Origin of the sequence: Paraglaciecola sp. 25GB23A (genome assembly GCF_040012495.1) — a bacterium.
Taxonomy (GTDB): Bacteria; Pseudomonadota; Gammaproteobacteria; order Enterobacterales; family Alteromonadaceae; genus Paraglaciecola.
The window spans coordinates 231,817-256,546 of the sequence record NZ_JBDYKM010000003.1 but is presented as its reverse complement, the minus strand read 5'-3'; the positions used below and the strand labels follow the sequence as shown (position 1 = coordinate 256,546).

General features: G+C 41.4%; 21 protein-coding genes. 10 read left to right on the top strand and 11 right to left on the bottom strand.

What is annotated here, in order from left to right; translation table 11 throughout:
• Nucleotides 1–18 precede the first annotated feature (18 nt).
• The 7 genes from aroB to pilM all read right to left on the bottom strand — a co-directional run bounded on the left by aroB (nt 19) and on the right by pilM (nt 6,405).
• Nucleotides 19–1,086 carry a 3-dehydroquinate synthase gene (gene aroB / locus ABKW31_RS08355; RefSeq protein ID WP_348615867.1) on the bottom strand — a complete coding sequence of 356 codons (1,068 nt, stop codon included), beginning with the start codon at nt 1,084–1,086 and terminating at the stop codon, nt 19–21.
• A 28-nt stretch (nt 1,087–1,114) separates the two neighbouring features.
• Nucleotides 1,115–1,630 carry a shikimate kinase AroK gene (aroK, locus tag ABKW31_RS08350; protein WP_306021813.1) on the bottom strand — a complete coding sequence of 172 codons (516 nt, stop codon included), beginning with the start codon at nt 1,628–1,630 and terminating at the stop codon, nt 1,115–1,117.
• A gap of 229 nt (nt 1,631–1,859) precedes the next feature.
• Entirely contained in the window at nt 1,860–3,614 is a 1,755-nt protein-coding gene (locus ABKW31_RS08345; protein WP_348615865.1) for a type IV pilus secretin PilQ family protein, read from the bottom strand.
• Nucleotides 3,607–4,140, bottom strand: a complete 534-nt coding sequence (locus ABKW31_RS08340) for a pilus assembly protein PilP (protein ID WP_348615863.1) — start codon at nt 4,138–4,140, stop codon at nt 3,607–3,609. The genes ABKW31_RS08345 and ABKW31_RS08340 overlap by 8 nt, the downstream gene beginning before the upstream one ends.
• A 5-nt stretch (nt 4,141–4,145) precedes the next feature.
• On the bottom strand, nt 4,146–4,772 hold the full coding sequence (locus ABKW31_RS08335; protein ID WP_348615862.1) for a type 4a pilus biogenesis protein PilO: 627 nt from the start codon (nt 4,770–4,772) through the stop codon (nt 4,146–4,148).
• Nucleotides 4,769–5,353 carry a PilN domain-containing protein gene (locus tag ABKW31_RS08330; RefSeq protein WP_348615861.1) on the bottom strand — a complete coding sequence of 195 codons (585 nt, stop codon included), beginning with the start codon at nt 5,351–5,353 and terminating at the stop codon, nt 4,769–4,771. The genes ABKW31_RS08335 and ABKW31_RS08330 overlap by 4 nt, the downstream gene beginning before the upstream one ends.
• Complete coding sequence (gene pilM / locus ABKW31_RS08325; RefSeq protein ID WP_348616033.1) at nt 5,341–6,405, bottom strand: type IV pilus assembly protein PilM; 1,065 nt, start codon at nt 6,403–6,405, stop codon at nt 5,341–5,343. Before pilM ends, ABKW31_RS08330 begins: the two co-directional genes overlap by 13 nt.
• Before the next feature lie 138 nt (nt 6,406–6,543).
• On the opposite strand from pilM, the gene ABKW31_RS08320 reads away from it, so the two are divergent.
• Together ABKW31_RS08320 and ABKW31_RS08315 are read left to right on the top strand one after the other, a co-directional pair.
• Nucleotides 6,544–9,171 (top strand): penicillin-binding protein 1A, encoded by a 2,628-nt coding sequence (locus ABKW31_RS08320; protein WP_348615859.1) that lies wholly within the window; start codon nt 6,544–6,546, stop codon nt 9,169–9,171.
• A gap of 194 nt (nt 9,172–9,365) precedes the next feature.
• Entirely contained in the window at nt 9,366–11,060 is a 1,695-nt protein-coding gene (locus ABKW31_RS08315; protein WP_348615858.1) for an NAD-dependent malic enzyme, read from the top strand.
• A gap of 56 nt (nt 11,061–11,116) precedes the next feature.
• On the opposite strand, the gene ABKW31_RS08310 is transcribed toward ABKW31_RS08315, so the two are convergent.
• Together ABKW31_RS08310 and ABKW31_RS08305 are read right to left on the bottom strand one after the other, a co-directional pair.
• Nucleotides 11,117–12,343, bottom strand: coding sequence for a M56 family metallopeptidase (locus ABKW31_RS08310; RefSeq protein ID WP_348615857.1), 1,227 nt, complete (start codon nt 12,341–12,343; stop codon nt 11,117–11,119).
• A complete protein-coding gene (locus tag ABKW31_RS08305) occupies nt 12,336–12,710 on the bottom strand; it encodes a BlaI/MecI/CopY family transcriptional regulator (RefSeq protein ID WP_348615856.1) in 375 nt (124 codons plus the stop codon). The genes ABKW31_RS08310 and ABKW31_RS08305 overlap by 8 nt, the downstream gene beginning before the upstream one ends.
• 263 nt (nt 12,711–12,973) lie before the next feature.
• Between ABKW31_RS08305 and ABKW31_RS08300 the strand changes: the two genes are divergently transcribed.
• From ABKW31_RS08300 to ABKW31_RS08265, 8 genes are all read left to right on the top strand, one after another.
• Nucleotides 12,974–15,805, top strand: coding sequence for a YdbH domain-containing protein (locus ABKW31_RS08300; protein ID WP_348615855.1), 2,832 nt, complete (start codon nt 12,974–12,976; stop codon nt 15,803–15,805).
• The gene (locus ABKW31_RS08295; protein WP_348615854.1) at nt 15,802–15,981 is read left to right on the top strand and encodes a YnbE family lipoprotein; all 180 of its coding nucleotides are present in this window, start codon (nt 15,802–15,804) and stop codon (nt 15,979–15,981) included. Before ABKW31_RS08300 ends, ABKW31_RS08295 begins: the two co-directional genes overlap by 4 nt.
• Nucleotides 15,982–16,003: 22 nt before the next feature.
• On the top strand, nt 16,004–16,330 hold the full coding sequence (locus tag ABKW31_RS08290; protein WP_348615853.1) for a YdbL family protein: 327 nt from the start codon (nt 16,004–16,006) through the stop codon (nt 16,328–16,330).
• A 238-nt stretch (nt 16,331–16,568) separates the two neighbouring features.
• Entirely contained in the window at nt 16,569–17,300 is a 732-nt protein-coding gene (locus ABKW31_RS08285) for a hypothetical protein (RefSeq protein ID WP_348615852.1), read from the top strand.
• A 515-nt stretch (nt 17,301–17,815) separates the two neighbouring features.
• Nucleotides 17,816–21,043 (top strand): glycoside hydrolase family 15 protein, encoded by a 3,228-nt coding sequence (locus ABKW31_RS08280; protein WP_348615851.1) that lies wholly within the window; start codon nt 17,816–17,818, stop codon nt 21,041–21,043.
• 131 nt (nt 21,044–21,174) lie between these two features.
• Nucleotides 21,175–21,792 (top strand): LysE family translocator, encoded by a 618-nt coding sequence (locus ABKW31_RS08275; RefSeq protein ID WP_348615850.1) that lies wholly within the window; start codon nt 21,175–21,177, stop codon nt 21,790–21,792.
• Between the two features lie 138 nt (nt 21,793–21,930).
• Nucleotides 21,931–22,095, top strand: coding sequence for a YqaE/Pmp3 family membrane protein (locus ABKW31_RS08270; protein WP_348616032.1), 165 nt, complete (start codon nt 21,931–21,933; stop codon nt 22,093–22,095).
• Nucleotides 22,096–22,162: 67 nt separating this feature from the next.
• Nucleotides 22,163–22,588 carry a potassium channel family protein gene (locus ABKW31_RS08265; RefSeq protein WP_348615849.1) on the top strand — a complete coding sequence of 142 codons (426 nt, stop codon included), beginning with the start codon at nt 22,163–22,165 and terminating at the stop codon, nt 22,586–22,588.
• 106 nt (nt 22,589–22,694) lie between these two features.
• Here the strand turns inward: ABKW31_RS08265 and ABKW31_RS08260 are convergent, their stop codons facing one another.
• The gene (locus ABKW31_RS08260) at nt 22,695–23,462 is read right to left on the bottom strand and encodes a ParA family protein (protein ID WP_348615848.1); all 768 of its coding nucleotides are present in this window, start codon (nt 23,460–23,462) and stop codon (nt 22,695–22,697) included.
• Nucleotides 23,463–23,539: 77 nt separating this feature from the next.
• Entirely contained in the window at nt 23,540–24,490 is a 951-nt protein-coding gene (locus ABKW31_RS08255) for an alpha/beta hydrolase (RefSeq protein WP_348615847.1), read from the bottom strand.
• Nucleotides 24,491–24,730 lie beyond the last annotated feature (240 nt).

Here is a 24,730-nt window from a genome sequence, read left to right as displayed (position 1 = left end):
ACAAGGGAGAGCAATTTACTAAGACAGAACGGCGCGCAAAATCTCTTCAGAAATTTGGTTGGTGACTTTTGCTTGCCCAATACCCGTTGGAATAATAAAGTTTAATTTACCTGCCTGAACTTTTTTATCATGCCGCATGTGTTGCATGAAACTTGTGTAGTTCATCTCTTCTGGCGCTTTTACTGGTAAATTAAAACTGCGTATTAAGGCCTCAATTCGTCGGAAATCTGACACTTCAAGCCAATCCATCTTAGTAGCTACTTCACTAGCAAGAACAATGCCTGTTGCAACAGCTTCACCATGCAGCCAATTGCCGTATCCTTGCTCTGCTTCAATAGCGTGGCCAAAAGTATGCCCTAAGTTGAGTAAGGCGCGCAGTCCCGACTCACGTTCATCAATAGCCACTACTTCAGCTTTTATGGCACAACAACGTGCTATTAAGTACTGCAAGGCCTCGGTATTTTTTGCTTTTATTAGCGTTTGGTTCTGCTCTAACCAAGTAAAGAACAGGGCATCATAAATCACGCCATACTTGATGACTTCAGCCATGCCGGCAGAAAATTCGCGTTCTGGTAACGTTAATAAGGTATTGGTATCGATAAATACGGCTTGCGGCTGATAAAAAGCCCCGATCATATTTTTACCCAGCGGGTGATTAACTGCTGTCTTGCCACCAACTGATGAATCTACTTGGGATAAGAGGGTAGTAGGAATTTGAATAAAGGGTATGCCACGTTGAAAACAAGCGGCAACAAATCCGCTGAGATCTCCCACTACTCCGCCACCTAGCGCGATAAGTGTGGTGTCACGTGCTGCAGATATTTCCAATAATTTAGATGTTATTAATTCGAAGGTAGCTAAGTTTTTATGCTCTTCACCGTCGCTTATAACAATTTTGCTGACTTGGCAGCCCTTTAGTGCAGACAAAAGTAGGGGGTAATAAAGTGGTTCAACAATATTATTGGTAACCACTACCACCGTTTTCGTTTTTAGATATGGAAGTATTAATTCGGGCTGCTTTAATAAATCAGCGTTAATAAAGATGGGGTAGCTACGCTCACCCAACTCAACAGAAATTGTTGTCATAAGCGTAGCTCTCTATTTTTTTATCGAATTACAGACCAATTTTCTCAATAATCTGATTAGCAACTGCTCTTGCGCTTTGGTCATCAGTATCAACTACATAATCGGCAGCATCTTCATACATTGGATTACGTTCTTCCGCTAGTCGACGCAATACTGCTTCAGGATCGTCATTTTGTAGTAGTGGACGGCGTTTGTCTCTTTGCGTTCTGGCGACCTGTTTATCAATTGTCGTTTGCAAATAAACCACAATTCCGCGGGCTGAAAGACGGTTTCTTACCGCTTTACTAACCACAGAACCACCGCCAGTAGCGAGAACAATGCCTTGTTTATCAGTCAGGTCATTGATCACTGTTTCTTCACGTGCACGAAATCCTTCTTCACCTTCGATATCGAATATCCAAGCGATATCAGCTCCAGTGCGTTTTTCAATTTCTTGATCTGAGTCGAAGAACTCTAAATGGAGCTCATCTGCGAGATGCCTACCGATGGTGCTTTTACCAGCTCCCATGGGGCCTATTAAAAAGATATTACGTTTTTCAGCCATTTTTTGCTTTATTCACAATTATGTTTATTTAAGGGGTAGAAATGGTTTGTGCGGCTACCCTTTTATGGATTAACCAGACCTCGTTGAATTTTCGAGGGCGTGATTATCTCAGTTTTACCCCGAATTTTGCAAGCTTTGTTAATTTACCATTAAAAAAGCTGTCTAATCATACGCTTAGACAGCTTGTTTGGTCTCTTTTTATGATAAAAATTTAATTTGTAACAATAAACTATTGAGTACGTAAATTATCAGTCAATATTTTAGGTGTTACAAAAATAAGTAATTCACGTTTTTCACTGATCACTGAAGTATTTTTAAATAGGTGGCCAAGTATCGGTAAATCACCTAAAAGTGGAACTTTACTAATATCATCAGCAGTAGTCTGCTGGAAGATACCACCCAGTACAATAGTTTCGCCATTTTCGACCAATACTTGGGTGCTTATTTCTTGCGTATCAATGGCTACTGCTGGACCGGTTGATGTAGACACTGTCTCGCCGCGGGTATCTTGGGTAACAACTAAATCTAAGATGATCCGGTTGTCTGGCGTGATGTGGGGTGTCACTTTCAAACTCAATACAGCTTTTTTGAATTCTACCGAAGTGGCTCCACTTGACGTTGATTGCACGTAAGGTATTTCAGTTCCTTGTTCAATATAGGCTTCATGCTGATTAGCCACAGTAATACGTGGGCTTGCAATCACTTCGCCTTTGTTTTCCGATTCTAGGGCGGATAATTCTAAGTCTAATATGGTGCCGTCAACTAATCTTGCTACTTGTAAGCCAATTCGACCTGCTGGATTAGCCACAGGCAGATTAACGTTTAATCTGTCTGTTAACGAGGGAATACTTCCTCCCGCAATAGTTTCTGCACCTGTCAGAGAACCAGAAATACCATTGTCATCTTGTCTGTCACTGAAGCCCCAGCGCACACCAAGTTGTTCTCCAGCATTATCACGCACTGTGACCATTCTTGATTCGATAAGCACCTGTTTAATTGGAATATCTAAAGCCTTGATCAAGGCCTTTGCTTCATCAATCGATAATTGAGTATCACGCAATAACAAGGTGTTCGTGCGGTCATCTACTGCTACGGTTCCTCGCGGAGTTAATACGGTATTTTCAGCATTTTTTAGTATGGTGGCCATATCAGCTGCTTTGGCGTAATTAATTTGAATGTTGGTTGATATAAGTGGAGCGAGCTCAGCAACTTGTTGCTTGGCTTGCAGTTGTTGGGTTTCTCGAGCGGTCAACTCTTCAGTTGGAGCGATTAATAGAATATTACCTTCTAAACGTTTGTCTAAGCCCTTGATTTTTAAAATCATATCTAAGGCCTGATCCCAAGGAACGCCTGATAAGCTGATGGTCACATTGCCAGTCACAGTATCAGTGGTCACTAAGTTGAAACCGTTAACTTGGGAAATAATTTGCAATACCTGTCTGACAGGGACATCTTGGAAATCTAAAGATATAGGCTCGCCAGCAAAATTGTTATTGTCAGTGGTGACAATTTTTTCATTTATCTTTTCAATGTTAATGATCAGGCTATTGTCAGACTTTTGATGACGAAAAGTGACCTCATCTAATAGGGCAAATTCCACTTTACTGCTGGCATTTTGTTGGTAGGTTTCCAACATAGAAACGGGCGTGGCAAAGTCGATAACATCGAGTTTATAAAGTTGCTCTTTGGCCAATTGTGTGGCCGGCAACAGCAAAGTGAGTTTGTTATTAACTTTACTCAGTTGCATCTGAAATTTATTGTTGTTAAATACTAAAGTAGTTTGTGCTCCACCATTAGGCATGCGTTTAAATTGGATATCTTTTAGTTCAGAACTAAACACCTGACTTATTTGTTTGTCAGGGTCAACCAATGCAACACTCGCTTCCTGACTCACTGCACTAAAAGCGCACAAAGAAACAGCTAAGCCCAATGTCCAATTCAATAAAAGATTTTTTTGGTTTTTATAAATATAGCGTTTAGACATTTTTTTCTCCTGCCTTTGACAGCATGGTGAGAGTGGCCTGCTTTTTTTGCCAACAGCCAGCACCATCGGGCAGCATTTCAGTAAACGAAACTATGCCATTGTTGATTGAATCAATTTTCCCAAAGAATAAACCGAGGTAGTCACCCTTAGTCACTTTGAATAAACTGCCAGTATTAGATTGAATTAATGCCCATCTTTTACCGTTCGAAGTGAAGACACCCATTACGGATAAAGCGTCGATACCAAATCTTTCAAGCGCTTGTTTACTGCGAGAAAAATCGGGTTGAGGACAGTTAGGTTGAGAAACTTGTTGCACCTCTACTCCCATATTTCTTGGATGTTGAAATGGACTTCTTAACTCAATGGCTGAATAAATAAAGGTAGGTTTTGCCTCAAATTGTGGATAGGGCTCAATACTTACCGGCGTCTCTTGTTTTACTTGAGTAATGTACTGTTGTAAATCTCCTACACCAGCATTACAGCCGCAAAGAACAATGGTAAGGGCAGAAACTGCGATTAATTTCATTATTTTTACCCCTTGCCCTTAGTCGCGGTTTGCGCGGTGTCGTTATCACCTTTAGCTGTGCGATAGGTTTTAGCTTGTAATTTCAACTTCAGGGTATTCGCTTCTTGGCTAATTTCAAAATCATGCACTGTGACGATACGCGGTAAACCCGCGATTTCCGAGGCAAACTGGCCAAAATTATGATAACCACCGGTTACTTCCATTTGTATGGGTAATTCTGTGTAGAACTCTTTTGGTACTTCTTTCTGCCAATTTAGTAATCTGAATGTGAGTCCGGCTGATGTACCCACTAAGGTAATGTCGTCTAGTAATCCTGGGGTTTCATTACTGGTTGGTAAAGATTTTAACATCGAAGAAAAGTCACTTTGTAAACGAGCAAGTTGTTCTTCATAGGCACTGAGGTTGACCGCAATGCGATATTTAGCCTGATAATTCTGTTTTAACTCCGCTTCACGGTTTTGTGCCGCTTCTAATAGCGGCAATTTCGATTTAACTAAGCCGTAGTAACCGCCAACCAAACCAATAACAGCAACAAAGATCGCCACCACTGTTTTGACTTCAAATGGCCAAACTGCAACTTGTTCAAAGTCGAGGTCGTTGATTTCTTTTAATTTATTGACATCAAACTTCATTTTTTAGGCTCCACGTTTTCAGTAGAAAACTCTGGTGCGACACTCGGATTGATCGTAAAAGTTAATTTGAAATCACTGACCGCTTCGAGTGCCGATGTATCCGCTACTATGGAAGATAAGACTCCGCTACTAAATACCGTTGATTGTTCAAGCTGTCGCATAAAATCGGCAAGCCTATTATTCGACTCACTGACGCCTAATACCTCAACTTGATTACCCTTGCGTGAAAAGCTGCGAAAAGATAAACCTGGTGGCACTAATCGCACAAGCTCGTCCAAAACACGTGGCACTGCGTTACGACTTGCTTCGAGCTGCTCAATCAGAGCCATACGTTGTTCGATAGCTTGTTTGTCTTTTTTGATATTTTTTATTTTTTCAATTTGAGCATCTAAAGTCACAATCTCTTGCTCAATAAATTGATTGCGCTGTCCTTGGTTGGTGATCATCGTGTCAACAACAGTACCGACACCAAACATCAAACCAAATCCGACGATGGCGATCCCAGCTAACATGGTTAGATAATTACGTTTCTCTTCAACTCTTTGAGCCTCACGCCAAGGCAGTAAATTTATATGTGCCATGGGCTAAAACTCCTACAAGCTAATCCTGCAGCTATGGCAAGTTGCGGTGCAAAAGAGGCCAACTCAGAACTTTGTATGGCTTCTGACAGGGTCATATTGGCAAACGGATTAAACATTTCTACTTCTATGGCCAACTCACTTGCCAAGTCTTCAGCAATGGTTGACACATGACATGCCCCACCACAAATAAGTAATTTGCTCGGACGTTTAGTGCCAGTTGCACTGACAAATACTTGTAATGCACGGCTAACTTGTTGTTGCAGATTAGCTAAAAATATCGGGTAGGAATCTAATTTCCAATTATCCGGCAAACTACCTGCTTGCAGCTGCTTTTCGATATGTGAGCGTTCTTCGTTATACAAGATCACCAAATCTTGGATTAAAGAATCCATACCAAAACTATGATCTTTGGTATAGCTGACCTTGCCATCTTTAACCCAACATAACTGTAAATACGTTGCACCAATATTTAAACAACAAACACCGTCATTGCCATCAGTTGCATAAAAGTGACTTACAGCTGAACCCAAAGAATAACTCTCTACATCAACTATTTTCGCTTCATAGCCCACTTCGCCTAACAAGGTGATGCGGCGATCAACGATATCTTTGTGCACAGCACTTAGCAGCACTTCTACTTTATTGGCAGTGGTCGTACTGTTTTCTATCTCTTCAAAATCGATATAGACTTCTTCCAAGGGATAAGGAATGAGGCTGTCAGCTTCAAGCTCTATCTGTCCTTCTAATTCATAATCAGAAAGTCCTGGCTCCATGTACACAATCTTATTGAGTACAGTTGAGCCTGATACGGCTATAGCCACATACTTGTTTTTGGTTTTAAGCGCAGCCTTCACTTTTTTCAAAGCCTGACTCACTGCTTCAAAATCTTTAATTTCTCGTTCAGCAAAAGCATTGCCTATGATAGGTTCACAAGCGAAGGCCTGCAGGCTGAATTGGTCATTAGTTTTTTCGAGCACGACCGCTTTTACAAAGCGAGAGCCTATGTCTAAACCAATCATTTGTTGGGCTTTCTTTTTAAATAGGTTTGTCAACACATTCCTTTCCACAACAATAAGTTAATCATTATTGGATTATTATTACTTAAAAAACTGTTATTTATGGATCTAATAACAGTACATAGGTATAAAATGTAAGTCATTTTGTTAAATTTATCTTGGTATTCTTAGTCTGTGAAGTATTTAAAACCAGTATTAATCAGTATTTCTGTCATGTGCCTACTCGGCGTAGCCCTTGTTATGGGTACATATTTCTATATCAAAGCTGATTTGCCCAGTATAGAAGCATTAAAGGATGTTCGCCTACAAACACCTATGCGAATTTATACATTAGACGGCAAACTGATTTCTCAGTATGGCGTTAAAAGACGAATTCCGCTTAATTTGTCTGAAGTTCCGCAAAAACTCATTCAAGCCGTCATCGCCACAGAAGATAGTCGCTTCTATCAACATCCCGGTATAGATCCTATCGGCATGATGCGTGCTTTGGTTAATTTAGTTGTAACCGGTGAGAAAGGTCAAGGGGGCAGTACCTTAACCATGCAGCTTGCGCGCGACTTTTTTCTTACCCGAGATAAAACATATATTCGTAAGATCCGCGAGATAATCATTGCTTGGCATATGGAGCAACTGCTAAGTAAAGACGAGATTTTAGAACTGTATTTGAATAAAGTTGAACTCGGCCATCGTTCCTTTGGATTTGGTGCTGCCGCTCAAGTTTATTATGGTAAAACGGTTAATGAGCTAAGTTTAGCCCAAATTGCTACCATTGCTGGTTTACCTCAAGCCCCCTCGGTGTTGAACCCTATTAGTCGTCCGGATCGAGCGATTGTGCGTCGTCGTATTGTATTATTACGTATGCTTGATGAGGGTTATATTACTCAAGCCGAATTCGAAGAAGCGGCGGCAGCGCCTATTTCTGCCAAAAAACACGGGGCTGAAATTGAGTTAGATGCTCCCTATCTCGCCGATCACGTTTACAACGAAATGATTGCCTTATATGGTAAAGATGAAGCAGAAACAGGCGGGTATCAGGTCTTTTCTACAGTACCTTCGGAATTACAAATGGCAGCCCAAAAGGCTTTGCGTCGCAATCTACATGATTATGATGAACGTCACGGTTATCGGGGCCCATTGCAACAATTGTGGTTGAATGAAACGCCAGAAGAGCAACAGAAGGGTGAGAGTGACTCTGAATCCTCTGCTCCAAATCAACAATGGTCTGAGCAAGAAATGCTCGAATTACTTAATAATTACCCTACTTATGAGACTTTACAAGCTGCGATTGTGGTGAAGGTAAATCCTCAAGATATCTCTGTGTTTGATCAAAACGGTCAATACCGTACGATTGACTGGGATGGCTTGGATTGGGCCAGAGCTTATATCAACGATAATAAACAAGGGCCTGATCCTAAGGTCGCTACTGATATTGTGCAAGCAGGTGCCTTGATTTTAATCCGCCAACGCGAAGATGATAACCATTGGCAAATAGCTCAATACCCGCAGGCGAGTAGTGCGCTCATTGCCTTAAACCCGCACAATGGAGCAGTGCAATCGGTTGTGGGTGGGTATAGTTTTTATCAGAGTCAATTTAATCGAGCGACGCAAGCTAAGCGCCAGGTTGGCTCGAATATTAAGCCTTTTATTTATTCTGCTGCTTTGGAAAATGGCTATACTTTAGCCAGCATCATCAATGATGCTCCTATTACTCAATGGGAGGCTGGTACGGGGACTGCGTGGCGACCTGAAAATTCACCAGCTGAGTACGATGGGCCTATTCGTTTGCGAGTGGCCTTGACGAAATCTAAAAACGTGGTGTCAGTGCGTTTAGTTCGTGCACTTGGATTGGATACAGTAAGACAGTATTTAAGTCGTTTTGGCTTAGCCTTAAGCGATATTCCCAACGATGAAACGGTTTCTTTAGGTTCAGGTTCACATACCCCACTTGAAATAGTGACCGCTATGGCAACTATTGCCAATGGCGGATTTTTGATTCAACCTCATTTTATTCAACGCATCGAAGACGACTACGGTAAAAATCTGTGGCAAGCAAACCCAACTTATGCCTGCGAACCTTGTGATGTGGATTCATCCGAAGAGGAGTCTGCTCGCTCTCAAGACTTGAGTAATGCCGATATTGATGCCTTATTAGCCGCTGAACTTAGTGCAAATCCAGTGAAAAAAGTGCCAATAAAACGCTCAGCCCCAAGAGTCATTACTGCAGAAAATGCCTATTTAGTGGCTGAAATGATGCGTTCAGCGGTACAGATTAATGGTAATTGGGATAACAGAGGTACGGGGTGGCGAACGGCTTTATTGCTTAACCGTGATGATGTATCGGGTAAAACAGGTACCACTAACGATGTGCGGGATACTTGGTTTAGTGGCTTTACACCTGATTTAGTGGCTACTGTGTGGGTTGGTTTCGATGATAGCAATCGTCGTTTAGGTAGGGCTAGCCGCAATCAAAACTTAGTTAATAAAAATCCGCAAAAGTACAATTACATAGGCAACGCAATGGCAGAAACAGAATCTGGTGCAGTAGCTGCTCAACCTGCTTGGATACGCTTTATGCAGGTAGCCTTAGATGGCGTACCTGAGCATCAACTGCCAATGCCAACTGATTTAGTCACCATGCGCATTGATAAAAATAGCGGAAAATTGACCAATCGAACAGATAAAACTTCGATGTTTGAATATTTTAATGAAGGGACCGAACCGCAAGTCTTCGTCACAGAAAGTGAAATCGTCGAAGCTAAAGACGGTGAGAGCAATAAAAAGGCGGAAGAAGAAATATTTTAGTTAGGGTAGCAAAGGTCGGAGCTTTATCTGCTAATAAGTCGCTTATACTACAATGCTAATATTGCTCCACCTTGATAATACGCCAAGAAACTTGAATTTAGGCCAGCGAGTAGCCCACGATTTTGAAAAGTGTCTATGTAGCAGATATAGACACCTCAACTACTTTAATGAAAGTGACACAACAGGACACATCAATGACAGATAAAGCAGAAAAAAATGCTTTGTACATTCCACATGCGGGCCCCGCATTATTAGAAACTCCGCTCTTAAACAAAGGTAGTGCTTTTAGCACAGCAGAGCGGGTCGCTTTTAATCTAACCGGCTTGTTACCTCCGCGTTATGAAACTATCGATGAGCAAGTTGATCGCGCTTATATGCAGTACTCTAGTTTCGAAGAGCCGATAAACAAACATATTTATTTACGGGCAATTCAAGACAATAACGAAACACTCTACTATCGCCTGATTAAGCAGCATATTGATGAAATGATGCCAATTATTTATACCCCGACTGTGGGTGATGCTTGTGAACAGTTTTCTGATATTTACCGCAGTTCTCGAGGTCTATTTATCTCCTACTCAGAACGATATCAGATGGATGATATACTGCGTAATGCCACCAAGCGTAAGGTCAAAGTTATTGTCGTGACCGATGGTGAGCGTATCTTGGGCTTAGGCGATCAAGGTATTGGTGGTATGGGAATTCCTATTGGAAAACTGTCTTTATATACCGCGTGTGGCGGTATTAGTCCTGCTTATACTTTGCCCGTGATGTTAGATGTAGGCACCAATAATGAAAAATTGTTGGCTGATCCTATGTATATGGGCGCACGTCACAAACGTATTGGTCAAGCAGAGTACGATGAGTTCATCGAGTTATTTATTAAAGCCATTTATCGTCGTTGGCCTGAAGTCATGCTGCAATTTGAAGATTTTGCTCAAGCTAATGCGATGCCTATATTGGAGCGCTATCGCCATCAAGTCTGTTGTTTTAATGACGATATCCAAGGTACCGCATCAGTCACAGTTGGCACTATTTTAGCCGCGTGTAAAACTAAAAAAACCTCTTTGTCATTGCAAAAGGTAGCCTTTGTCGGTGCGGGGTCAGCCGGATGCGGTATCGCCGAACAAATCATCAAACAAATGTGCAGTGAAGGGATTACTGACGCACAGGCCCGCAGTCAGGTATTCATGGTTGACCGTTATGGCTTGCTGGTGGACGGTATGCTGGGCTTACGCGATTTCCAACAGCGCTTATGTCAGAGTGTCGATTCTTTGCAAGAGTGGTCATACAGTGGCGAATATCCGTCATTAATGGATGTCATTAATTGCGCCAAACCTGATATTTTAATAGGTGTATCTGGCCAAACTGGTTTGTTTACTGAACAAGTTATTCGCGGCATGAAACAGCATTGTGCTTTACCGATTATTTTTCCTTTAAGTAATCCCTCAAGGCAAGTTGAAGCGACCCCGCAGCAAGTTATTGAATGGACAGAGGGTGAAGTCATCATTGCTACTGGCAGTCCCTTTAAGCCTGTGCACTATGCTGGAAAAACTTATGTTATTGCACAATGCAACAATAGTTATATTTTCCCAGGTATTGGTTTAGGGGTTATTGCCGCTAAAGCCAGCTTGATCAGTGATGAAATGTTAATGGCAACCAGCGCGACTTTAGCCGATGCCTCACCGTTGGCAGAAACTGGACAAGGAGCCTTACTGCCGCCTCTACAAGATATAGCTGAGCTTAGTAAAAAGATTGCTTTCGCTGTGGGTAAGGTTGCTATGGCGCAAGGCCTTGCTTTAGAGGTATCAGATGAGGTTCTGCGCGAGCGCATTGAAAAACACTTTTGGATGCCTGAATACCGCCCTTATAAACGAGTCAGTATTTAACATTGTTGCTAAAAAATCCGAAATATTATTATTTCGGATTTTTTATGGATAAACCTTTATTGCAGTATTTTCACTGTTTCAATTAATGGTCTAATTGGGCTTGGGTTTTCGCCTAAGCGATAATCTAATTGGACCAATAAATTATGTTGGATTTGTGCTTGTCCACCGATGATTTGTGGCTTGTACTTCCACTTTTGTAATGCAGCAATAGAATTCTTAGTAAAAACATTCTGTGGTTCAGCCTTAATCATTTTGATATTGCTGGTACTGCCATCTTCTGTAATATCAAATTGTAGTACTACCGACCCCTCTATTTTTTGTTGAGCGGCTTCAATGGGATAGCTAGGCTCAACTCTCAAAATGGGTGTCGCTTCGTTTACTTTAGTGCTATCCACCACCTTACCTTGTTGGTTGGCCATTGCTACTGTAGTCAATAAACCTAGGCCACCAATTGCAGCGATTAATAGGTTTCGCTTTTTAATAACAGTTTGATTTTTAATGCGTTGTATACGTAATAACATAGGGTGTTTTGCTCCATATTGTGAGTAGACTGAAAGATGTGGACCGCTTGTTTGTGTGCAAAGTAATAAGGCCTTGCTGTAGTTTATTTTTTCGAGTTGGCTTCTGTTATTTAATACAGCTGCATCACAGGCGAGTTCCTGACTATTGCGGAATGCGCTATAAGCTAACCAAATAAGAGGGTTAAACCAAAAAACTGCAACAAACATTATTGCAATTAAGTTGCATAAATTATCTAAGCGGCGAAAGTGCACTAACTCATGTTGTAAAATAAGTTGCTGTTGTTGAACGGTAAATCTGCTTTGAAAATCGTCGGGTAAAATCAAGGTTGTTGGCCAAATACCTGCTATTAGTGGGGCCTTAATCAAGTTTGACTCAACTACTTTTAGTCGCTTCGGCAGGTTTATAGGCAACTGACTGGGATCAACACTGCATTGCTGACCCCGATATATCTGCCATTGGGCTTTAAGCGCAATTATTACGACTCCAGTTGCGCCTACAAACCACAAGATTTTCCAGCTGAGTAAACTTCCCGCCACATAAGATGTTTGGTTTACTTTTACAACATACTGATACAACGCCATATTATTTATAGGCAAAAGGTTGCTAGGTATGTTGTTTGCCATCAATACTAAGGGCACAAGTAACCACAAACTGTAGATGCCCTTTGCTCCAAGGAATGAGACGCCCTTCTTCTCGGCAATAAGTATGACAATCAAACTCATACTTAATATGACTTGTTGTGCCAATATCCAGTTACTCATTGTCTTTCTCCCACTGAGCAATCAAGCTTTTCAACTCGTCTACATCTTGGCGAGAAAGGCTTTCTGAATGAGCAAACCCGGCAACTAGAGGTGCGACTCTTCCAGAAAACAAGCGACTAACTAAATTACTACTTTCTTTAGCGACATAGTCAACCTTGTCGATTAAAGGGAAATATAAGTAACTACGTTGCGCTTTATCAAAATCTATAGCTTGTTTTTTTACCAATCGATTTAATAAGGTTTTAATGGTTTTTTCATGCCAATCCTTACTGTTATTCAAGCGAGCAATAATGTCACTTGCAGTGGCTGGATAGCCTTCCCACAACGCATTTAATACTTCAAACTCAGCCTTGCTAATGTCACTCATAAAACCTCCGATTACACATGTAGTCAATTGCTTTAGATTACGCTTGTAATTTTTGTTTGCAAGTTTTTTTGAGGTTTTTAATTCATAAGTCAGTGGGTAGGCAGGGGAAATATCTTTAGATATCGTTTTAATGAATATTTAAGTTCTCGGAGCGAAGACAGGGGAGGACTAGAAATAGTCAGTAAATTTCTCATTAATTTGTCTATAAAATCGATATGATAGTGTGAGGCCAATGCAGTATTAGAATGACGTGGTGAAAAAATTTGAGCAAATTGACTTGCAATAATGAGCGTAGACAAAAAGGCCGAATTAAGCCGAGTTTGCTGCTTTGGCTGGCCCTAATTTTTATGGGTTTGCCAGTCTTATTGTATTTGTTGAGAAATGTATTACTCAAATCGAGTATTGAATATTTTGCAAGTGAGCAGCAAGTGCAAATCAATTGCCTCGAGGTGGATGTCAATTGGCAATTTGATGTCCTTATTAATCGCGCATGCTTCACCACACCCAATTTTACTCTAGCATTACAAGACGCCGTTTGGATGCGCAGTAGCAAGCAAGTGATGATTAAAAACGTTCAAATTAAGCAACAGCTGCAAACCTCAGATAATAAAAAACTAACAACAAATTCAAACCCTAGCCTCAGCCTCACTGAGTTGCCTGAAAACTTACCCTTTATTCGTATTGAAAATATGAGTATTGAATCTCCCCTTTTGGCAGATACCTTACATATTAGTCTAGAGCTGCAAAACGCTAAGAAACTCACTTTGCAGGGAGATATAAATGCGTCACTGTTGCTAGAAAACAATTCTATCAATGCTCAGATAGAGTGGTCAGCTTTTGATTTAGTGCATTTTTTTCCAGCGGCAAGTCAATATGTTGCACAAGATCCTGCTTTATTCACTGACAAACTGTTGCAGGCAGCAAACATAAAAAGCACCTTTAGTTTCGATGGGCGTCTTGTACAAAGTCAGCATAATATTGATTTTAATGAACCTCTTCACTTACCCGGCTGCCAATTGGGTTTGTCTTTGCGTGGTACCACTTCAATAACTGTGTCTGAGCCACTGACTGCTCAATCAATCGAACTTGACTTAAGTACTTTAAACATTGGTATCGACTTAAGCACTTGTGAACAAAGTCCGCAATTTATGGGTGATTGGCAAGTCGATAAGTTTTTAGTGAGCCTGCCGCGGCTTGTGCAATTGAGTCCCACTGAATTAACTGTTCCTGAGGTTAACTTAAGGCAGGTTGCCAGTGATTCTGATAGTTCTTCCTTGCTTAATATACAGTTACGAAACTCAAGTTATGCTAAGCAAGAAGGCCAACTTCAAAGCGACTATAAGTTGGACCTTAAACAAAATTTAGCCATGCATTCTGCTCTAGAAGGCAAACTGCAAGCGACAAGTACAGGATCATTAGCCGTAACCTTAGCTAAAAATGGCAGTGTGTTAGACAGTAAATGGCAAATTACTGGCAGTCAGAACCAAGTGCGCTTGGATTCATTCAATGCTCGTAACTTTAAATTTGATAGTGCTGAGTTACGTTTTACTCTAGAGGGTGATCAAACTCAAGGCGTCACTCTTAATGGCAGCTTGGTAGGTCAAAATGCGCAGAAAGATCAATTTAATTTAGCTAACATCACTAACCAGTTTGATTTAAAAATAACTCCCACTTTTCAGTTTACTCTAGGTCTTGTTAATGCCGTCGACGTTTGCAAATTCGATACTGTCATGGTGACAAATACCAGCGGTAAAATGCAAGTGTCAGGGGTATTTAAACCTCTCGCAGATGCTGATTTCATCAGTCAATTTCACACGATCAAATTGAGTGGTAGCTACAATTTAAGTCAGCTACAGTCAAACGCCTTAACTATCGCTAAAATAACCAGTCAGTTCAGCCTAGAGGGGGAGCAAGTCGCTCAATTAGCCTTTACTCTAGAACACCAATTAAATGGCATAAAGAGCCCTCAGATCCAGTTGGCTAAATTCAATGGAACCTTAGAAGGAACCTTACACGAGTTAAAAAAACTAGACTTAAGTGGCCAGTCTAATCTATCGGCATTCACCTTAAACTTGAACGATAAAAAAATAAATTTTGCGCCACTTTTATTACATCATAAAGCGAGCTCAGCATTTACCTTACTGAGTACTGACTCTGAAACAGGGATAATTTTGGGTCAGCAATCTATTGCAAAAATTAGTCAAAAAAGTCGTGATATTACGCTGGATTTCGAACTACAGAAAATCATTGAAGTTCAAAAGGTCATTTCGCAGTTTCTGCCTGAACTTGAACTGACACAGGGACAAATTAGTGGAGTGGTGCAGACCAGTTTAAATACCGATAATTCGCCTTTCATGGCACTTGGTCATATTAACGTTTCAGGTATTGGTGGACACCACGGCAATACCTTGTTTGATAGCGTAACATTAACCGCCCCCTTTAAATTTGATTCAGCTGGACTTCAGTTAGACAAAACTACACTGCAAGCCGGGTCAATTAATGCGGGTATACCGATAGAACAAATAACAGCTACCCTAGTGTCCGAAAAAGAAGCTTACAAACTTGAAAAAATAAGCGGCAACATTCTAGGTGGACAGTTTGTCATGCAAAATTTGTGGTTAGATCAACGTGAACAGATGTTTGATGTGGTATTGCAAAACCTTGATCTTGAAAAAATTGTTGCTTTGCAAAATCAGCCCGGCATCAGAGTTACTGGAAAAATAATGGGCTCTATTCCGATTGAAACTCACGGCAAAAATGTCAATGTTGATGACGGCAGATTAGTAAGTCAAAACGGTGGGCGTTTGACCATCGTGCATAATCCAGCTTTTGATACCATTAAAAAGCAGCAAGCCGAGTTGGGATTTTTGGAAAACTACCAGTTTAGTCAACTCAGCAGCAAAGTTACGTTCAAACCAGATGGTTGGTTGTTTTTGGATTTAGCCTTTAAAGGCCAAAATCCAGATAAAAAACAAGCGGTGAATTTTAATTATACTCACCAAGAAAATATCTTTGCTTTACTGCGCACCCTCAGAGTGGCAAACGGTATTCAAGATAAAATTGAAAAAAATATAACTCAAGGAGGTAAGCAATGAAAAAAATGATGCTCGTGCCACTTATATTGGTTGTCGCAGCTTGTACTCACACTGTGAAGGTAGAAACTAAAGAGCCAATAACGATTAATATCAACGTTAAAATTGATCATGAAATAAGGGTCAAGGTTGACAAGGAACTAGACAGTGTCTTTAGCGAAGACAGTAACTTATTTTAATTTTTGTTTTGGAGCGTTTTCTATGAAAATCAATATGTATCGCAATATTTTGCTGGTGGTCAGTCTGTTTTTTAGCAGTCTTAGTTTTGCTTTAGATTTAGATGAGGCAAAACAACAAGGCTTAGTGGGTGAGAAAGATAATGGTTATTTAGGTGTCGTTGTCTCGCAAGCTGAGGCTCAAACTCTAGTTAACGAAGTAAACCAAAAACGTCATGAAATTTATGTTGAGTTGGCGGCTAAAAACAATATTACTGTTGCTCAAGTAGAGAAGTTGGCAGCACAGAAGGCTTACGCTAAAACTTTAGTCGGGCACTACTTATGGCTTGACGGTAGCTGGCAGAAAAAATAGTCATTCTATTATTTTACTTACACGCTAAACAGAGGGTAATAAAACCATCTGTTTAGCGTGTTTGTCGCATATCGCATATCGTATATATCTTCTGCTGACCCAAATCAATGTAGCCTGTGCTGTAATTTTTGCACAATAAGACTATTTTGCTTTACACCTTGAATTGTATTCATATGATCTGCACAGTCTCATTATGCTCAATCGCGCTTTATCGGATTTAATTATTAAGGACCTATCAGTGTTCAAGAAAACTATCACTTTAAATTTCTCTATTGGGATCTTGTTGGGAATCTGTGTCTCTCCGGCTTTGGCTGACAATACTGGAGGCGTATTTGGCCCCGTGGTTAATGAAGGCCATAGGTCTTTTGAATATCGCATTGCGATTGACCCCAATGATGCGACGGGTGAAACAAGCTTTGCCCACAGAATTCATTATCAGCAAGCCATTAATGGTGATTTCCAGTGGCGTCTAATGGCCCAAGCACGAAAAACAGCTGCATCAGACAATGATTATGACTTTATTCAAGGTGAGTTAACTTGGGAGTTGGCCGGGACCGATATGCACAAAAGTGGTCTGCGCTTTGATCTAAGATTGCGTGACGAAGGGCGGCCGAATCAAGTTGGAGTAAATTGGATGAACCAATTCACCTTGGCGAATGACTGGTACAGCCGATTTTTAGTGCTTACTACCTTGCAAGTGGGCTCAAACTCAGCCTCCGGTTTGGGCTTACAAACTAGGGCAAATATATGGAAAAAATCGTCTTATGGTGACCTTGGTGTAGAAATGTTTAGTACTTATGGCACGACTGAAAAATTTAGAGATTTTTCAAAGCAAAGCCATGCTATCGGCCCCTTTTTTCAAAGAGCTATTGGTCAAGATGGTTGGCAAATTTTTGCGGGTGTCTTGTTAGGTATCACTGATGCATCGCCTGATACCGATATCCGTTTTCGAGTAACTAAAAAGCTTTAGTTATATTTGGATTAAGGACTGAGTCATTTAGCGCTTAGCTTCAGCCATTGTCTTTTATACGCACTAGATTTATGCTATCGAGCTAAATTAACTCATTACTAGCTGACCTAAATAGGGCGTTTCCCATCGTTTAATGGTGCTTAGAATTTTGAGTCTGGCGCCAATGCAAAGCACATTTATGCTGCACTACCAAGGTGCAAAATAATGGGCTTCAGCGAGCAAAAAGCTGATTTTACTTGCTTAACTTATACGATTAAGTCTACGGTTTTTCCCTATTACAGGCTAAAAAGAAAGACTCCCAGCCTTAATTGACTTATTTAGCCTAAATTTTATGTCAAAGATGGCTTATTTCTGTCTAAAGATATTTAGTGGCTCATACTTTGCTGTAGAATAATGCAATTCACCTAATTTGACCTTGTTGCTTGCGCTAAGTAGAGATAACAAATAGTCGATAACCCTCTTTTTTGGATGCCAACTTTTTCCTGCATCCCATTTTATAGTAAACAGGATTAAATATGCGAGACCTTGAATTAAGAACCAGCCTAGACCTTTATTATCAGCAAATAAAGGCGGTTATTATTGATAAACAGCACCCTATTTCAGGCCTGTTACCGGCCAGTACAGCCATTACTAATCATGGCAATTATCAGGATGCATGGGTTAGGGATAATGTTTATAGCATACTTGCCGTATGGGGACTCGGCTTGGCTTATCGGCAACTTGATAACGATGGCGGTCGAGGAATAGAACTAGAGCAACGTACAGTTAAACTGATGCGGGGTCTATTGCGCTCAATGATGAGCCAATCAGCCAAAGTTGAGGCCTTTAAAAAGAGTCGCAATCCCTTAGATTCATTGCATGCAAAATATGATACGGCTAGCGGAGAAAATGTCGTAGCCGATGACGAATGGGGGCATTTACAAATTGATGCCACGTCGGTCTTTTTATTAATGATGACGCAAATGATTGCCTCTGGCTTAACCCTTATTTGGACAGATGAAGAAGTCTGTTTTATTCAAAATTTAGTGTATTACATTGAACGCGCCTATCGTACACCTGATTACGGTATTTGGGAGCGTGGTGCTAAATCAAACAGCGGTAGTGTCGAATTAAATGCTAGCTCATTGGGCATGGCAAAAGCCGCCCTTGAAGCCTTATCAGGCTTTAATCTTTATGGTGCGAAAGGCTCACAAAGCTCTGTTATTCATGTTGTACCAGACAATATCGCGCAAGCCAATATTACGCTTACCGCGATGTTGCCAAGAGAATCAAATACCAAAGAGATCGATGCGGCGCTACTCAGTGTGATCGGCTTTCCAGCCTTTACCGTGCCTGAGCAAGGCCTCGCCAATAAAGTGCGTGATGATATCATCAGTAAGTTAGAGGGGCGTTATGGACTCAAACGCTTCTTAAGAGATGGCCATCAAACCATGGTTGAGGTTGAAGGACGTCTGCATTACGAAGAACAAGAATTAAAGCAATTTGAGCATATCGAATCGGAATGGCCTTTGTTTTATGCCTATTTATATTTAGATGCTATTTTCCGTGATGACCGTGAGCAAGTAACTCATTATCGAGCTCGACTTGACGCGGTGTTAGTTGAGCAAAATGGCTATCTTTTATTGCCCGAACTGTATTATGTGCCTTTAGAGTCGATTGAACTTGAAAAACAAAATCCAGGTTCACAAGACCGATTACCCAATGAAAACGTGCCATTAGTCTGGGCGCAAAGTTTGTTTCTATTAGGCGCCATGTTGGAAGATGGCTTATTACGCCCAGGAGATCTTGACCCCCTGGGTCGCCGCCATACTAAACCCTTAAAACAACCAGTGGTTCAGTTGATTTTCTTGGCAGAAGATCAAGAGTTGCAACAGGAATTGGCGACGTTTGGGGTAAGTACCGAAACCTTAAGTGACATTGCACCAGTGAAAGTATGTCGACCTGAAGATATTGCTAACGTGCATGCGCAGATTGGTCGTTGTGATAGCTTGGGTTTAACTGGACGGACTTATCGAGTGCCTAAAAGTCTTACCACCAGTCGAGTATATGTATTAGGTAAGTCGAGGGTGGTATGTATTACTCCTTCTTTTATGCAACAGGCTTTTTTCCTCAGCTACGATCTCGATTTTGTGGTGCGTCGTTTTAAAAGCGAATTGCGTTATTTACAACGTAATTGGACCGGTATAGGTCGCCCAACTGTCACCGTCTTACTGACTAAACAACTACTTGATGCCGATCGCTCCTCGTTTTTTGAGTTGATGAAACAGGTTGAAGGCGGAGAAGTAGACGGTATCGCGGTCAAGCATGGTAAAATGTCACAACTTTCAGCTACCGCTACCTTAGAACGTATCGAACAATTACACAGTTATACCTTGCCCGATTTGCCACTCAATCAAATGTTAGCAACCTCTTGTCGCTTAAATGTCAGTGCTAATCATATTGCGCTGTTGCCAGCAGAGGAATTGGAGATAGATCTTTGCAGCGATCTGCAGGTCTTAGTAACTCGTTTGGCGGCGGCGAATAATATTTATGAGCAAATTGCCGTATTATCGGCACTCGTCAAATTACAAAGCTTAGATGCTCAAGTGAATGTGGATAACGGCCTGTATTTGTTGCGGGATTTGATTGAAGAAGTTTATTGCCAAGCGGGTCGTTTGCGAGTTTGGTCGGTATTGCGTGCTGCATCTGGTTTGTTAGGTAAGGCTGATGGTGATTTAGGTTTGGCGGTGAGTGCCCTGCTGGTAACGCAAAAAATCATTCAAGTCGGGCGTTCTTATAGTGATGAATCGCTGATTTCTCGCCCCCTTCATGACGATGAATTACTGCTTAAAATTCAAACCTATTGTCGCGAAGATGCTCGTGACCAAATATTAACCCAAGAAGTTCTGTTATGTTTGGGGTCCTTGATCAAGGCCCGTCCTGAGTTGTTCAGTGAGCTGTTGACCATTCGAGTGAGCCATATAATTATGTTGCTTACCAGTCAGATTGCTCGCGCTGATAATATTGCACCTGATGAAGCTTACGAATGTCTCATGGGAATGCCACCCTCAGTCATTCAAGAGCGCGTAGAAGCGGTATTAGAAAATTACCAAAGTCTCGATGACTTGCCACAGAAGATGGAGAAACTGCATGCTAAGGGAGCAACAGGGCCCTTACATTGGCAGCAAAATTTAGGTTTAGAACAACTTGCTACGCCAAGCGATGGATGGTTAGTGTGGCGACAACACCAAGGCATCATTGACCGACGTTCGGCAGCCTTTAACGAACAAATATGGTTGATTCTGCATCATACCACGGGGCTGGTTATTGGTAATAAAATGGATAAACGCAACCGGATTAACTCCAGTGTAGTGCTGAGCGACATGACCCCTGGAGAGGCGGCTTTTGCCCTACTAACTGAACATATGTTAAACAATATTCAGGCGGCCGAATACCGTCAACTGACCATCGAATCACTGACGACCATGGCTAGTTTTTTTGCACAGAACCCCAGTTTAAAAGTGGATGAGGCGATAGTGGTCGATGTAGCGATTGGTCACGCAGTGAATTTAGCTTATTTAAAGCGTTTTCCAGAGCGTGCACAAAACTATAATGAACATAAGGGCCATGCGTGGGAAAGTTTTTATGCCAGTTCGCCACAAGAAACCAGCGCGTTTATTGTGTCAGCCCTAAGTAATCTGCTAACGGTACGCCCGACAGGCATCGATCCCATGCAATTAATGGGTGAGGCTGAACCTGTGTAAGCAATCTGGGCTAATTTATTTGAAAGTGGGACTAATGCCTGAAAATCCCACTTTTCTATTTACTTAGGCTAGATTGATAAAAAAATTGCAGTAAACTACCTCACTATTTTTCTGAGCGTTAAGCTTATTTTATGCCTGATTGGTCAATACTCGCAGTATTTATTCCTACCTTCTTTTTTGTTTCCATAACGCCAGGATTGTGCATGACCTTAGCCATGACTCTCGGCATGAGTGTAGGTGTGCGGCGCACCTTATGGATGATGCTAGGGGAGATGATAGGTGTAGCAATTGTGGCCATTGCCGCTGTTATGGGTGTAGCGGCTTTAATGCTCAATTACCCGCAGGTATTTAATTGGTTTAAGTGGATAGGTGGGGCTTATTTAGCTTATCTGGGCATCATGATGTGGCGTGCAAAACGTCAGCGGTTCCATACCGAACAGCTCATGCCAATACCAAGTAATTTTACATTAGCTGCACAAGGATTTATTACTGCCATTGCCAATCCTAAAGGTTGGGCTTTTATGATTTCACTTTTGCCGCCGTTTTTAACCTTAGATAAACCTATTAGTATGCAACTGGCGGTGTTGGTTGGCATTATTATGTGCAGCGAATTTGTGTGTATGTTGGCTTATGCCAGCGGCGGTAAATCCCTGAGATTATTTTTGAACCGAGGTGATAACTTAGTGTGGCTAAACCGTATTGCCGGTGCATTATTGATTGCGGTAGGTATATGGCTGGCCCTAGGATAATTTTACTGGTAAAAAGCTACAGTTTAATAGAGAGTTAAGCCCTGCGAGGTGCGCGCAAAATATGCGCCTTAGCCCAATATTGAATTGGCCAAATAGACAGTACTTAGTTTATTATTTATAACAACACGATAAGAGATTATTCACATGAACAGATTCGTCTTAATTATTCTAGCAATATTACTTCCCCCCCTCGCGGTGTTTTTGAAAAGTGGTGTAGGCAAAGATTTGCTAATCAATGTACTACTTTGCCTTCTTTTTTATATTCCGGGCATTATTCACGCAATATGGGTTTGCACTAAGTAGTTTTATCAGAACAATAGACAAATCGTCGTAACCCTCTTTTAAGAGTGGTTAGGTCTGGAAGCTTAGTATGCTCTCTGTATTTATAATCAATAGCATAATAGTAGCGGTTGTAGTGATCGTGCATTACGAATTTTTGTACCGCATCGTTTTGTATATGCCACGTCTGAATATCAAACACAGCTATACCATTGTATTTGGTGTATTTGGGGCCTTAATTGCCCATGTTATTGAAATATGGATTTTTGCAGCTGCCTATTATTTTATGAATTTGGCTGATGGTTGGGGAAATTTGACCGGTAACTTCAACGGCAGTCTGATGGACTGTGCCTATTTCTCCTTCACCGTATTTTCCACTGTTGGCTTTGGCGATATAGAGCCGGTTGGTGACTTAAGATATTTGACCGGTATTGAGTCGTTGACGGGACTAGTGCTCATTACATGGACCGCTTCTTTTTTGTATTTTGAGATGCAAAAACAGTGGAGTAAGTTATAAGACAGCACTTGCTGTCTTGTCTTAGCCTGCAAATCAACGATAAATTTACAGCTTTATTAAGCTCAGTTATCAGCGCCAAGTAACGGTGCGTAATTGTCACATAAGGTTATTCTTGTTCTAATAGCTTAAACAAGCGCACCATCGACTGGGTCAACTTATGTTTAGGCGCCATGCTGATAAGAGGTTGTTTGACTTGATGGGATTCACGCATTTTTACTGATTGACTCAGGTACTCAGGCAATACTGGAAAGCCTTCTTTTATTAGTTCATCAATAATTTGTTTGGGCAAATTGGCATTACTCATAAATTGATTGGCAATAATACCTTCGATTTCTAGCTTTTCATTGTGATCTTCGCGAATTTCTGCGAGTTTTTGCTGAAGGCTATATAAACCTTGGCGGGCAAAATCGTCGCAGTCTATAGGGATCAAACAGCGGTCAGCAGCAATTAAGGCCGACATACTATAAAAATTAAGCGCTGGCGCGGTATCAATAAAAATATACTGATAATCTTCTTTCAACGACTCCAGCGCTTCACGCAGTTTGTAAATTTTATGACGACTGTCCAGCTCACTTTCTAATTCTGCCAGTCGAGGAGAACCGGGAATAATAGACAAATTAGCGAATTGCGTTTGCTGACAAAATTCGCTAGCGGGACGTCGACGCAAATGAAAGGTAATGCTCTGTTCAAATAAATCAGCGATACTGCTGTCTGGCTGCTTGTCACTTACATTCAGGTAGCTCGTGCTATTGCACTGGGTATCTAAATCAATGATTAAAGTACTGTAACCTTGGTGTGCCGCAATAGCTGCCAGATTCACAGTTAAGCTAGATTTGCCTACGCCGCCTTTTTTGTTAAACAATACTCTAATCATTACCTGCTCAACTACTTTTAGATTTACTCATGCTCAATGCCACAATCATAACTGGTTTTGCATACAAATTGAAAAGTCTATTTTGCCAAAAAATCAATAACGGCGGAGATCGTTTGCTGTGGGTTTTCTTCTTGTGGCACATGACCCAACTGCTCAAAAATGATCACCTCGCTGCCCGCAATATCCTTGGCAAACTGTTTTGCTAATTGCGGCGGGATTAAACGGTCTTTTTGCCCCCACATAATTAGGGTAGGTACCTGTATTTCACTTATCCGCTCAGCCATTTGGCCCGGTTGCGTTTGTTCAAAGCGTTCGGCTAAGGCTTGGCGGTTACCCTTACGAGTGGTGAGATCGAAATAACGATCAATCAATTCGTCACTAACTAAACTAGGATCGCCATAGACATTTTTAACGCTGTTTTCGACTAAACTGCGTGGTAAAAAACCTGTCATAATTTTATTGAGTACTGGCGTGCTCGCTATTTTAAAGGCCAGAGGCAGTGATTCCGATTCAAAAGGGTAACCACTGGGATCAACTAATACTAAGTTTTTAACCCGTGAAGGGTAGATCACAGCTGTTGCCCATGCGATGTAGCCGCCTAGTGAGTTACCGGCCAAAGTAGCATGTTGCACATTAAGTGAATCCAATACCTTAATCACTGTTTGGGCGTAACGTTCAATTGTATAATCATTATCAGGCGCTGGGCCAGTGAGGCCAAAGGCAGGAAGATCAAAACGAATAACGCGATGTTGCTGTTCAACTAAGGCCTGCGTCCAGCCATCCCAAGTGTGTAACGAGGCGCTCGTGCCATGCAATAAAACAATAGGGCTAGGATCATCTCGGGGCCCTTCATCTCTCAGGTGAACCTGTAAACCCTCTATATCTATAAATTGCGAAGGCGCTTTGGCCCATCGCGCACTTAGTTCAGCCACCGAACGGTCAGGTACGTTATGACTGATCCGATAGATAATCGCCGCAATCAATAGCACTACCAGAGAGACTGCACACCACATTAGCGTTTTTTTCATTGTCAAAAGCCCTTAGCCCCAGGAAACAAGTTAACTGTTTTAAACTACTGACTAAAATGTACCTGATCTACCTTAAGTCATCGATTTATTTTGTGAATAGTTGCTTATATTGATTAGAGCAACGAGCAACGAGCAACGAGCTATGAGCTTCGAGCATAAAGCTTAGGGAGAGAGACGTGCAGAGTGTTACTGTCACGCGCTGGAGCATGGCGAAGAGGGAGCTTGTTTTTAGCTCACTAC